General features: G+C 66.4%; 12 protein-coding genes. 5 read left to right on the forward strand and 7 right to left on the reverse strand.

All coding sequences use genetic code 11. The features are described from left to right. Window positions 1-582, forward strand: a 582-nt coding sequence (locus ACFE99_RS16175; protein WP_375487018.1) for an enoyl-CoA hydratase/isomerase family protein, incomplete at its 5' end; no start/stop codon positions are given. 19 nt (window positions 583-601) lie between these two features. Here ACFE99_RS16175 and ACFE99_RS16180 read toward each other — a convergent pair. The 3 genes from ACFE99_RS16180 to ACFE99_RS16190 form a co-directional block, all read right to left on the reverse strand. Then, complete coding sequence (locus ACFE99_RS16180; protein WP_375487020.1) at window positions 602-1,162, reverse strand: hypothetical protein; 561 nt, start codon at window positions 1,160-1,162, stop codon at window positions 602-604. A gap of 497 nt (window positions 1,163-1,659) precedes the next feature. Beyond that, complete coding sequence (locus ACFE99_RS16185) at window positions 1,660-2,016, reverse strand: NIPSNAP family protein (protein ID WP_375487022.1); 357 nt, start codon at window positions 2,014-2,016, stop codon at window positions 1,660-1,662. A gap of 138 nt (window positions 2,017-2,154) precedes the next feature. After that, window positions 2,155-2,778, reverse strand: a complete 624-nt coding sequence (locus tag ACFE99_RS16190) for a TetR/AcrR family transcriptional regulator (protein ID WP_375487024.1) — start codon at window positions 2,776-2,778, stop codon at window positions 2,155-2,157. 167 nt (window positions 2,779-2,945) lie between these two features. Between ACFE99_RS16190 and ACFE99_RS16195 the strand changes: the two genes are divergently transcribed. Continuing rightward, window positions 2,946-3,515, forward strand: coding sequence for a carboxymuconolactone decarboxylase (locus ACFE99_RS16195; protein WP_375487026.1), 570 nt, complete (start codon window positions 2,946-2,948; stop codon window positions 3,513-3,515). 6 nt (window positions 3,516-3,521) lie between these two features. Next, on the forward strand, window positions 3,522-4,493 hold the full coding sequence (locus ACFE99_RS16200) for a hypothetical protein (RefSeq protein WP_375487028.1): 972 nt from the start codon (window positions 3,522-3,524) through the stop codon (window positions 4,491-4,493). Between the two features lie 250 nt (window positions 4,494-4,743). On the opposite strand, the gene ACFE99_RS16205 is transcribed toward ACFE99_RS16200, so the two are convergent. Further along, the gene (locus ACFE99_RS16205; protein ID WP_375487030.1) at window positions 4,744-6,786 is read right to left on the reverse strand and encodes an NAD(+) synthase; all 2,043 of its coding nucleotides are present in this window, start codon (window positions 6,784-6,786) and stop codon (window positions 4,744-4,746) included. Window positions 6,787-6,844: 58 nt separating this feature from the next. Between ACFE99_RS16205 and ACFE99_RS16210 the strand changes: the two genes are divergently transcribed. Both ACFE99_RS16210 and ACFE99_RS16215 read left to right on the forward strand, forming a co-directional pair. Continuing rightward, window positions 6,845-7,384, forward strand: a complete 540-nt coding sequence (locus tag ACFE99_RS16210) for a cysteine hydrolase family protein (protein WP_375487032.1) — start codon at window positions 6,845-6,847, stop codon at window positions 7,382-7,384. A gap of 26 nt (window positions 7,385-7,410) precedes the next feature. Beyond that, window positions 7,411-8,274: an NAD-dependent protein deacetylase gene (locus ACFE99_RS16215; protein WP_375487034.1), complete on the forward strand. Its 864-nt coding sequence runs from the start codon at window positions 7,411-7,413 to the stop codon at window positions 8,272-8,274. Here the strand turns inward: ACFE99_RS16215 and ACFE99_RS16220 are convergent. The 3 genes from ACFE99_RS16220 to obgE all read right to left on the reverse strand — a co-directional run. After that, complete coding sequence (locus ACFE99_RS16220; protein ID WP_375487036.1) at window positions 8,252-9,331, reverse strand: NAD-dependent epimerase/dehydratase family protein; 1,080 nt, start codon at window positions 9,329-9,331, stop codon at window positions 8,252-8,254. The genes ACFE99_RS16215 and ACFE99_RS16220 overlap by 23 nt on opposite strands. A gap of 51 nt (window positions 9,332-9,382) precedes the next feature. After that, entirely contained in the window at window positions 9,383-10,489 is a 1,107-nt protein-coding gene (proB, locus tag ACFE99_RS16225; protein ID WP_375487038.1) for a glutamate 5-kinase, read from the reverse strand. Then, window positions 10,486-11,736: GTPase ObgE (gene obgE / locus ACFE99_RS16230; protein ID WP_375487040.1), on the reverse strand; the 1,251-nt coding region annotated here is incomplete at its 5' end. The genes proB and obgE, both read right to left, overlap by 4 nt.

An 11,736-nucleotide genomic window follows, 5' to 3' on the forward strand; every position in this document is an offset into this window, starting at 1 on the left:
CCGCCAGACAGCGGTGAGGACAACTGGATGCCGTTCGGCTCGGCGCTGTCGATGGATGTGACGCCGTTCGACACACTGCGAAAGTCGGCCAAACCCGTCGTCTCCGCTGTCAACGGCCTGTGCCAGGGCGGCGGGTTGCAGATCGCGATGTGCAGCGATGTAGCGGTGGTCAGTGACCGTGCGACCTTCCGTGTTCCGGAGTTGTACCGCGGTATCGCCGACACCTATTACAGCCAGATGCTGGCGCGCACCGTCGGGCCGGTCCGCACCCGCGATCTCATGCTCACCGGGCGGACGCTGACCGCGGCCGAAGCCGTCGAGTGGGGCATGGTGGCGCGGGTGGTGCCGCACCAGCAGCTGATGGACACGGCGCGCGACGTGCTGGCCCAGTGTTGCCGTACCGCACCCGGGGCACGACGCATCGTCAAGGCCAGCTTGGACAATTATTTGGGGCTCTACGACCGGATCGGGATGGAGGCCAGCATCGAAAGCGCCGAAGCAGTCGAGGGATTCCGGGCTTTCGTCGAAAGGCGATCCCCGAACTGGGTGCATCCCGAGCTGCGGGTGGATGGTCGCCTGTAGCGGCCACAATGCTTAGAGCTCACGCGGGCGTGGCATTGCCGGCGAACCACACGGTAGCGACCGCGCGGGTCTGCGGCGGGGGAAAGTGTTCGTTGGGTGCACCGAGTTGCCCGACGTTGACCGTCCACGTCGGCGATGAGCGATCCAGGCAGGTGCCCGGACCCTGACTTGGCAGCCACAGCACCGCCAGGTTCGAGCTGGTGCCGCCGCAGCCGTACACGCCGACGTAGCCGTCATCCCGCCCACCCCATGCGCCGCCGTTGCGAAGCTGGCAGCGGGTGCCGTCGTCGAGAACCAGCGCGAACGGGTCCTGCACCGCAGCAGGCTGTACCGGGGGTAGTTGACCGGCATAGGTCACCCGGTGCAGGCGTTGATCCCACGGATCGTCGACGCACAACAGCGATCCCGCAGTCGACGGCCAACAGGTACCGGCATCCGCGGCGCTCGGTGAGCAGGAGTAGATGTTGTCGCTGACAGCCGACGGCGACGGCGTCGTGCAGTCGGTGACGGCGGTGACATTGCCCGGCGACGACGCCTCGTGATAGCCGTTGATCGGTTCGCCATTCGGGCCGACAGCCACCGCCGTGATCACCTGAGTGGCTGCCGGTTCCGCGACCGCCGAGCCAGTTAATGGAGACACCGCCAGGGCGGCGACCGCTGTGCACGCAGCCGGTGCTTGGCACGCTATGGCGACCACCACACCGTTTGAGAATCTGCCCATTGAACTACTCCCCCAGCTACGAATCTCCACGGCGGCTTCTCCTAAGGGTAGAGCGGAGCAAACATGCTGTGGTCGAAACGAAGTTGGCGCCGCCTGGCGGCGGGGTGATCTTTCGACGCGCTGGATCGAATCACTGACCTTGTCGAGCTACCCATGCTGCCGGTGCGGCTAACCGCTGTGACGGTACCTACTGACGAAAGCGTTGGCCCCCAAGGCATCTGCTGTGGAAACGTTTGGCCGTTTTGCGGAAACACCGGTCGCACAGATGTCGCCCGAGGAACCTGCCTACGACTTCCCCGCGGCGGCGTGTTCGTGCCGACGGGCTGGCAAAAGTCTTCGGCAGGCCTGTGGTCGGCTCAGGTAAGCGGGGAGAACGGCGTGGGCCAGCCGATGATTGACGGGGCTTCGAGGATCTGTTCCGGTCCGCCTGGGGGCGGCCACAGTTCCTTTGCGTAGAGGTCTCTTCGGATGGCGACACGTTCGTCGCGGCTGTGGAACGGCCAGATGTGGACGATGCGGTCGGGCCCGTCTAATGCGTACATCACGACGGTGAGCGAATCGATGCGGTGCCGGGCCGGCAGTGCCTGACGCCAACCATCGATTGTCGCCGGTAAGCCGCCCGGTCGCAGGTGGTAGTCACCAATTTCGTAGACGGGTCCGAACTGCCCGGTACGCACCGGCGGCACCAACGGAAATGGGGCGAAGCTCTGCATGCTCAGGTCGGTGAGATGGTCACCAGCGCCGAATGGGCAAGTGCTGCTGCGAGCTCGCAGCCGCGCCTCTGCGAGCTCGGCGTCGTCGGTGAAGCCCCGTAGGACGATCAGGCGGCCCAGCGGACCGTTTTCCGTGTGTCATCGCTGAGTCACTTGCCTCGTCGACGCGCACTGCTGATCCGCTCCATTGGGCGGAGTGAGCGCGCGTAGAGCCTCGGGAATGGTGCTCACTGCGTCGGCTCCCCGGATCGTCAGCTGCAGCAGATAGCCCGGCAGCACACACAGCAGGGCGTTTGCCAAGGCTTCGGGGGCGACCTCTGTGTCGGTGCCCCAACCCACGCGGCCGACCTCAACGAGCGCGTCGGTCGCCGCTTCGAACGATTCCCGCAACCGGGTGGCCAGCGCGGGATTGCGCAGAGCTTCGGACCACACCAGCAAGGCGATCGCGCCAAACCCCTCCTCGGCGTGGCGTGCGCCGACGTACTCCAGCGCCGACGCGAGCGCCGCTCCAACAGCCGCACCCTGCCGAATCGATTCCCGCACCGTCGTGACGACCTGGTCGAGGTTCTCCTCCGCGATCGCGACGATTAGCGCGTCCTTGCTGTCGAAGTAGCGATACACCGCGCCGGACGACATGCCTGCCTCGTGCACCAGGTCCTGCATTGACGTCTGATGGAACCCGTTACGCACAAAGCATCGCCTGGCGGCGGCCAGAATGTGGGCGCGCCGCTCATCGCGGTACTGCGGTGAGACCTTCGGCATCCATCCACAGTATCAAAAAACATGAACGTTCACTCTTGACAGCGTCGCGGCCAAGCAGGACTATAAAACGCGAATGATCGTTCTCGGAAATCTTCGCGGTCGCGCTCAGCCCAACTGCCAGCTGACCCGGGCGATAGACACCGAGGGGCCCAGAGAGGACACATACCATGACCACTTCATCAGACTTCGGTACGTTCGGTCGATTCACGGAAACCCCGGTCGAGGCAATGTCCCACGACATGAGAGCTGCCTACGAGTTCACCCGGGAACTGCGCGGCCTGGTTCCCGGCCCGCACAAGATCTGGCTGGCCAACCCGAAACTGTCGAAGACGATCGTCCCCACCGGGGCGTACTACCAGCGCGAGTCGACACTGATCAAGGCCGAGATCGAGATCGTCACCAACCTCATCAACGGCAAATGGCGCGTCGCCTACGCCAACTCCGAACACGAGACCATCGGTGTCGAGAAGGGCGGCCTCGCGCCCGACACGGTTGAGGCGCTAATCGCGGGTCTCCCAACGTCCTTCGATGATCCCCGCCAGCAGGTCGCCTACGAGCTCACCTCTGCGTTGATAGCCGCGCGGGTGGTGCCGATGGGAATGTTCCGCCGCGCCAGAGAACTGCTGGGCGATGCCGGCATCGTCGACGTCACCGTCCTGATCGGGTGGTTCACCGCTGTATCCATGACACTTGCAGCGTTCGACGTCCCCGCCAACGCGGTCGGCCTTGACCAATGAGCACCAATGAAACCGTTACCAGGCAACCAAGCACGAGAAGATTCCCGCCCCTCGCCGTCGCTCACCCAACGAGTAAGGCCTGACCATGCCGCTTCCCCCATTCCCACAGTCACTTTGACTCCAGCGGCATATTTCCCCGAAGAGTATTTTTTGGAGAACCTCGCCGTACGCGCCTATGGCTCGGTCCTCGTCACCGCGGTGCTACAAAAAGAGCTCTGGTACGTTCCCCGACCTAAGCCTCGCGCCGAGGTTGACCCGGTGCTGGTACACACCTTTGAGCACATGGTCTCCGGCATCGCCGAAGTCGAGCCTGACGTATTCATCGTCAATCTCAGCGACGCCTACACCAGCCACGAATCTCACCTGGCACGCGTTGATTTCACCGGCTGGACTCCAGGCGAGCCGGTATCGCCGGAGATCGTTTACACCTTCGATGACCGTGTCCGCGGCCTCAACGGCAGCTGCCTGATCGGGCCCAAGGTGATGCTCGTCGCCGACTGCTTCGGCGGGTTCGTTTGGCGAGTTGACCTCGCAGACAATGCCCGAGGTGCCATCGCCCGTATTTGGCTGGCCCACGACACGATGGCGATGGACCCCGACAGCGGTATCCCGCCGCCGCCACAACCGGGCGTCAACGGCGTGCGCTACGGCCCCCAGAGCGGCTACGTCTGGTACACGTCGACCGCCCAGCAAGTCTTCATGCGCGTCCCTGTCGACCATGCGACTCTCGAGCCCGCCGGCACCGCCGAGTTCGTCGCCGCCATCGACAATGCCGACGACTTCTGCATCGACGAAAACGCTGGCTTCGCCTATGTCACCCGCCACCGCGCCAACACCATCGACCGCGTCCCGCTCGAGCCCCGCCACGGCAGCGAGGTCCGCCATATCGCCGGCGATCCATTCGACGAGGTCTCGTCGGGCCTTCCAGCGCTGCCTGGGGCCGCGGGCCCGGCGAGCACGGCCGGGTGGCCTACGTGACTAGCGACGGCGGAACCACGGCGCCGCCCGACGGGATTATGCGCAAAGCCGCACTGCTGCGCGTCGAAATAGATTCTCCGGCACCGTGATATGACGAGTACAAAGTAGTTTCCTTCCGGGTTCACCGAGGAACGCCGGGCCTGTCCCCGGATCGCCGGCAACCACGCTCAAATCTGAGCCATCAGCTGCGGCAGCCGTTCCAGGAGCCGGTCACTTCGATTCGATCGAGCCCTGATACAGCTACGGTGCACTACTCCTCGGGTATCTCGCGCTCGATCTCGTCGAGCCAGGTCCGCGCCGACATGTCCGACGGTGCGCGCCAGTCGCCGCGCGGAGACAATGCCCCACCATGAGATACCTTGGGGCCGTTCGGCAGGGCGGATCGCTTGAACTGGCTAAACGAGTAGAACCTCTGCACGAAAACCTTTAGCCAGTGCCGGATCTCGTGCAGCGAGTACGATGGCCGCTTGTCCTCCGGGAAGCCGGGCGGCCAGTTGCCGCGGTTCGAGTCGCTCCAGGCATGGTAGGCCAGAAACGCGATCTTGGAGGGGCGGAACCCGAAGCGCAACACCTGGAATAGCGAAAAGTCTTGCAGCACATAGGGTCCGACCTTTGCCTCGCTGCTCTGGATCTCCTCCTCTTCGCCGCTGGGCACCAGTTCAGGGGTGATCTCGGTGTCGAGCACCGACTGCAGCGTGGCACACACCTCCTGGTCGAACTGGCCGGAGGAGATCACCCAGCGGATCAGGTGCTGGACCAGGGTTTTGGGGATGCCGCCGTTGATGTTGTAGTGCGACATCTGGTCTCCGACACCGTATGTCGACCAGCCCAGCGCCAGCTCGGACAGGTCACCGGTGCCAAGCACGATGCCGCCCCGCTGGTTGGCCAGCCGGAACAGGTAATCGGTGCGCAAGCCCGCCTGAACATTCTCAAAGGTGACGTCGTAGACCTTCTCGCCGCGGGCAAACGGGTGATCGATGGTGGACAGCATCAGCTGCGCGGTGTCGCGGATGTCGATTTCTTCGAAGGTAACGCCCAGTGCCCGCGCGAGCCTGACCGCGTTGCCCTTCGTTCTCTCCCCCGTCGCGAATCCGGGCAGCGTGAACGCCAGAATGTCGTGGCGGGGCCGCTTTTCGCGATCCATCGCGCGCGCCGCGACGATCAGCGCATGCGTGGAATCCAGCCCGCCGGAAATCCCGATGACGATCTTCGGGTAGTTCAGCGCACGCAGCCGCTGCTCAAGGCCGGCGACCTGGATGTTGTAGGCCTCGTAACAGTCCTGCTCCAACCTCGAGGGGTCGGACGGCACGAACGGGAACCGCTCAAGCTCGCGCCGCAGGCCGATGTCGCCGAGCGGCGGGTCGAGCCGAAACTCGATGCGCCGGAACGACTCGGCCAACACACGGTGATGGCGCCGGTTGTCGTCGAAGGTGCCCATCCGCAGCCGTTCCGCCCGAAGCAGCTCGGTGTCCACGTCGGCGACCGAACGGCGTTCCCCTTTGGGAAAGCGCTCGGACTGGGCGAGCAGCACGCCGTTCTCCCAGATCATGGTTTGGCCGTCCCACGCAAGATCGGTCGTCGATTCGCCCTCGCCCGCGGCGGCGTAGACGTAGGCGGCCAGGCACCGGGCTGACGCCGAGCGCGCCAGCAGGCAGCGATCTTCGGCCCGGCCGATGGTGATCGGGCTGCCGGACAGGTTGGCCAACACCGTCGCCCCGCCCAGCGCCGCCTCGGCGCTGGGCGGAACCGGCACGAACATGTCCTCGCAGATTTCGACGTGCACCAGGAAGGCCGGTAGGTCCACGGCGGCGAACAGCAGATCCGGCCCGAACGCGGCCTCGGTGTCGCCGATGCGAATGGTGCCGTGTTCGTCGTCGCCGGCCGCGAGTTGGCGGCGTTCGTAGAACTCGCGGTAGGTCGGCAGGTAGGACTTGGGCGCCACCCCCAGCACGACGCCACGGTGGATGACGACCGCGGTGTTGTAGATGCGGTGCCGGTAGCGCAGCGGCGCGCCGACCACCAGCACCGGCAGCAGATCGGTGGATGCCGCGACGATGTCGAGCAGCGCATCTTCGACGGCGTCGAGCAGCGCGTCCTGCAGCAAGATGTCCTCGATCGAGTAGCCGGACAGCGTCAGCTCGGGAAACACTGCCAGCGCCACAGCGTCGTCGTGGCATTGGCGGGCCATCCGCAAAACCGACTCGGCGTTGGCCGCGGGATCGCCGATCGTGGTGTGGTGTGTGCATGCGGCGACCCGCACAAACCCGTGACTGTAGGCGGAGTAGAAGTCCATTGCCCTCACATTCTTGCCCGGCCGGTGTCAATACCGGGCAGGCGGGTATGAACAGATCATGAGCGACACCGCTGTGCTGGTGGTCGACATGCTGAATAGCTATCAGCATCCCGACGCCGACGTCTTGATACCCAATGTCGCGGAGATCATCGAGCCGCTGGCCGATGTGGTGCGCCGCGCGCGTACCCGTGATGACGTCGACCTGGTGTATGTCAACGACAACTACGGCGATTTCACCGCCGAGTTCTCCGACATCGTCCGCTCGGCGCTCGAGGGCGAACGCCCAGATCTGATAGAGCCGATCGTTCCGCCCGAGGGCTGCCGAATGGTGACCAAGGTCCGCCACAGCGTGTTCTATTCCACACCGGTGGCGTATCTGCTCAGGCGGCTCGGCACCAAACGGTTGATCTTGACCGGGCAGGTCACCGAGCAGTGCATCCTCTACAGCGCGCTCGACGCCTACGTGCGCCACATTCCGGTGGTGGTGCCGACGGACGCCGTCGCGCACATCGACCCCGAACTGGGCGCGTCGGCGCTGAAGATGATGCAACGCAATATGGATGCCGAGCTGACGAAGGCGCCGCACTGCCTGGATTGAGCTCCACGGCGGCTACGCTCGGTCAGGTGCAGATCGCCGACGTTGCCGCGCCTGAGCTGGTCAGACTGCTGAGCGGGCGCCGTGTGGTGGCGCTGACCGGCGCAGGGATCTCCACCGATTCGGGTATTCCGGACTACCGGGGGCCAGATTCTCCGCCGAGCAATCCGATGACGATCCGCCAGTTCACGTCTGATCCGGCGTTTCGGCAGCGCTGCTGGGCGCGCAACCACGTCGGGTGGCGGCACATGGACGACACGCGGCCCAACGCGGGGCATCGGGCGCTGGCCGACCTCGAGCACTCAGGCGTGATGACCGGGATCATCACCCAGAACGTCGACCTGCTGCACACCAAGGCCGGCAGCCAAACGGTGGTCAATCTGCATGGCAGCTACGCGCAGGTGGTGTGCCTGAATTGCGACTACACAATGAGCCGCGCCGCGCTGGCCGAACAGCTGGAGGCGCTGAATCCCGGCTTCATCGAGCAAGCCGAGGCCGTCGGCGGGCTCGCCGTCGCTCCCGACGCCGATGCACTCGTCACCGACACCGCCTCGTTCCGCTACGTGGACTGCCCGTCCTGCGGCGGCATGCTCAAACCCGACATTGTCTACTTCGGCGAGAATGTGCCCAAAGACCGTGTTGCCCAAGCACATTCGCTGCTTGAGGACACCGACGCATTGCTGGTCGCCGGGTCGTCGCTGACCGTGTTTTCCGGTTACCGGTTCGTGCGCCATGCCGCGGCGCTGGGCATTCCCGTCGCGATCGTCAACCGCGGCCGCACCCGCGGCGACGACCTGGCCACGGTCAAGGTCCACGGCGGCTGCTCGGAGATATTGGCGTTGCTGGCCGACGAACTAGGCTGTGCACCTCTCAGGGCAGCCTGCGCGTGGTGATCGGCCCGTTGGACAGGTCACGGCGAATGCTGTTGACAAACGAGCGGGTGCTCAGCACCGGACTCGGGGTTGCGCTGTGGTGGATGAATCCGTCGATCACCTCGGCGACGGCCTGCAGGGCGTCGTGCTGCGGCGACCAGTCGAGCAGCCTGCGGGCGCGCTCGGTGTCCAACAGCGGGACCGCATAGACCAGATCCAGCCATCCGGGGTCAATCGGCTGCAACCGCGCCATCCAACTGGCCTGCGTAACCATCCGCAGCACCGTCGACGGGACGTGGATTGGCTTGGCGCCCATAGCCCGTGCGATGTCGTCACGGCGCACCGGCGGTTCGCCGCTGAGGTTGAACGGCCCGGCGGCGCGGCGCTCGACGGCTTTGACGATGGCGTCGGCGACGTCGTCGGCGTGGATGACGGGAATCGTCAGCGAGCGGTCCATGGGCAGCACCGGCAGCAGCCGCAGCCACGCCGGGTCGACGTACGCGGGAATCGTGTAGCGGCGCAACCCTTCGGCGGCGTCGCGCTGGACGACGAATCCCGGCCGCATGCGGGTGATCACCACGTCGTCGCCGGAGCCGTGCTCGTAGTCGTCGAGCATGGCTTCCACTGCGGCTTTGGCTCGGCTGTAGGGCGAGCTGGCGATGCCGGCGGTAGACCATGATTCGTCGACGCGCTGGCCGTAGCGTCCCGCGGCATAAGTTCCCACCGAGGACATGTGCACCAGCTGGGCGACCCTGGCGGCTCGCGCCGCGGCCAGCACTGCTGAACTGCCGTGGATGCCGACCGCGTCGAGGTACCCGGTATTGCGGGTCGGCTGAAATCCCCACGCCAGATGGATCACGCATTGCGCGCCGGTGAAAACGCGCTGCAGGCGAGTGACTGCGTGCCGGTCCGCCAGGTCGAGTTGATGCCAACGCGCCGTGCGGTAGACCCCTACGGGCGGCGGCCGGCGTCGCACCACGGCGTGCAGGGCGTATTCGCCCCCGGCGGCAGCCAACCGTTTGAGTAAGGCGGTGCCGATGTTCCCGCTCGCGCCGGTTATCACGATTCGTGTCGGCATACCAGATAGCAATACCCGTTCAGCGCGGGAAAATTCGCTGAAACAACCGCGCTAAACGGCGACGAGATCGTCGGCGTGCACAGCGGGCCGCCGTAGTTCGGCGGGCAGTTCCGACGTCGACCGGCCCATCATGGTGGCCAATTCCGCCGCGTCGTAGGCGACGACACCGCGGGCCACCACAGCGGCGTCGGGCCCGCGCAGTTCGACGACATCACCTCCGTGGAACCGGCCGGACAGCGCGGTGATCCCGGCCGGCAGCAGTGACCGGCGGTGCCGCAGCACCGCGCGCACCGCCCCCTCGTCGATAGTCAACGAGCCCGCGGCTTCCGCGGCGTAACGCACCCAGAACCGGCGCGCCGACATCCGGTCGGGCCGGGCGGCGAACACCGTGCCCACCGATGCATCCGTCAGGGCAGTGGCGGCCTCGGCCGCAGCGGCCAGCAGCACCGGCACCCCGGCGTCGGCAGCCGGCAGCGCCGACGACACCTTCGACGCCATCCCTCCGGTGCCCAAATGCCCACCGCGCCCGGCGACCACGCCCTCGAGATCGGCGGGGCTAGACACCTCCGGAATGAAGCGCGCCTCGGCTGCCTTGCGTGGATCGGCATCGTAGAGGCCGTCGATATCCGACAGCAGCACCAGGGCATCGGCGCCAACGAGATGCGCCACCAGCGCCGAAAGCCTGTCGTTGTCCCCGAACCGAATCTCGTTGGTGGCCACGGTGTCGTTCTCGTTGACGATCGGCACCGCGTGTAATGCGCGCAGCCGGTCCAGCGTGCGCTGGGCGTTGGTGTGTGAGACTCGCATGGAAATGTCATGTGAGGTCAGCAGCACCTGTCCCACAGTGCGGCCGTAGCGGGCGAACGCCGCGCTCCACGCGTTCACCAGCGCGACCTGGCCGACGCTGGCCGCCGCCTGTTTCGTCGCCAGATCGGCTGGCCGCCTGTTCAATCCGAGCGGCTCGATGCCGGCGGCGATGGCCCCGGACGATACGATGACGACGTCGGAGCCTGCCTTCATCCGAGCCTCGATCGCGTCGGCGAGCCCGGCCAGGCTGCCGGCGTCGAACATGCCGGACGCGGTGGTCAGCGCGGTGGTGCCGACTTTGACCACGACACGCCGCGCGACGCGGATGGCTTCCCGGTGCGGGCTGGTCATGACTCCTCACCGCGTTCCCGGCGCCGGCGGCGGGCCGCCTTACGTTCGGCGGCGCTGACGCGCTCGGTGTGCTCTAGGCGCGGGTCGGTGCCCCGGCCGGACATTGTCACGGGCACACCGGCCGGCGTTTGCGGCTCCCAGTCGAAGGTCACGTCGCCGATGGTGACCGCACAGCCCGGACGGGCTCCCAGCCGCAGTAGCTCTTCCTCGACACCAAGGCGCGCCAAGCGGTCCCCGAGGTAACCGACCGCTTCGTCGTTGTCGAAATCGGTCTGGTCGATCCAGCGTTCCGGCCGTGCCCCGTGCACCACGAATCCGCCGTGGCCGTCCGGTTCGACCGTGAAGCCGCTGTCGTCGACCGGTACCGGCCGGATCACCGGGCGGCGCAGCGCGGGCTTCGGCTGCGCAGCGTGATACGCCGCGACCATGTCCGCCAGCGCAAAGATCAACGGCTGCAAGCCTTGCCGGCTTGCAGTCGACACGGCGAACACCGGCCAGCCGCGCTCGGCGATGTCGTCGCGGACGAACTCGGCCAGCTCGCGCGCTTCGGGCACGTCGATCTTGTTGAGCACCACCGCTCGCGGCCGCTCGCCGAGGTCGCTGAGCGCCGCATCCCCGCGCAAGGTGGGCGTATACGCGGCCAGCTCGGCTTCCAGCGCGTCGATGTCGGAGACCGGGTCGCGGCCCGGCTCGATGGTGGCGCAGTCGACGACGTGTACCAGCACCGCGCACCGCTCGATGTGCCGCAGGAAGTCCAAGCCCAAGCCGCGGCCCTGTGACGCGCCGGGGATCAGGCCGGGCACGTCGGCGACGGTGAAGGTGGTATCCCCCGCCGAGACCACCCCGAGGTTGGGCACCAAGGTGGTGAACGGGTAGTCGGCGATCTTGGGTTTGGCCGCTGAAATCGCCGACACGAGTGAGGATTTGCCCGCCGAAGGGAAGCCGATCAAACCGACATCGGCGACGGTCTTCAGCTCCAGCGTCAGGTCGCGGGCTTGTCCCTTTTCGCCCAGCAGCCCAACGCCTGGCGCCTTGCGCGCCCGCGAGGCCAGCGCGGCGTTGCCGAGGCCGCCGCGACCGCCGGCCGCGGCTTCGAATCGCGTCCCAGCCCCGACCAGATCGGCCAGCAGCCGCCCGTTCTCGTCGAGGACGACGGTGCCGTCGGGAACCTTGACCTCCAGGTCGGCGCCGGCTGAGCCGTCGCGGTTGCCACCCATTCCCGGCTTGCCCGATGGGGCGACGATGTG

It is taken from the genome of uncultured Mycobacterium sp., assembly GCF_964249325.1.
In the GTDB taxonomy this organism is placed as follows: Bacteria; Actinomycetota; Actinomycetes; order Mycobacteriales; family Mycobacteriaceae; genus Mycobacterium.

Excerpts from the sequence above, each read along its gene's own strand:
- ACFE99_RS16220 (WP_375487036.1), bottom strand. The coding sequence starts at position 9,331 with ATGCCGACACGAATCGTGATAACCGGCGCGAGCGGGAACATCGGCACC.
- ACFE99_RS16205 (WP_375487030.1), bottom strand. The coding sequence starts at position 6,786 with ATGGACTTCTACTCCGCCTACAGTCACGGGTTTGTGCGGGTCGCCGCA.
- proB (WP_375487038.1), bottom strand. The coding sequence starts at position 10,489 with ATGACCAGCCCGCACCGGGAAGCCATCCGCGTCGCGCGGCGTGTCGTG.
- ACFE99_RS16210 (WP_375487032.1), top strand. The coding sequence starts at position 6,845 with ATGAGCGACACCGCTGTGCTGGTGGTCGACATGCTGAATAGCTATCAG.
- ACFE99_RS16185 (WP_375487022.1), bottom strand. The coding sequence starts at position 2,016 with ATGCAGAGCTTCGCCCCATTTCCGTTGGTGCCGCCGGTGCGTACCGGG.
- ACFE99_RS16190 (WP_375487024.1), bottom strand. The coding sequence starts at position 2,778 with ATGCCGAAGGTCTCACCGCAGTACCGCGATGAGCGGCGCGCCCACATT.
- ACFE99_RS16200 (WP_375487028.1), top strand. The coding sequence starts at position 3,522 with ATGAAACCGTTACCAGGCAACCAAGCACGAGAAGATTCCCGCCCCTCG.
- ACFE99_RS16195 (WP_375487026.1), top strand. The coding sequence starts at position 2,946 with ATGACCACTTCATCAGACTTCGGTACGTTCGGTCGATTCACGGAAACC.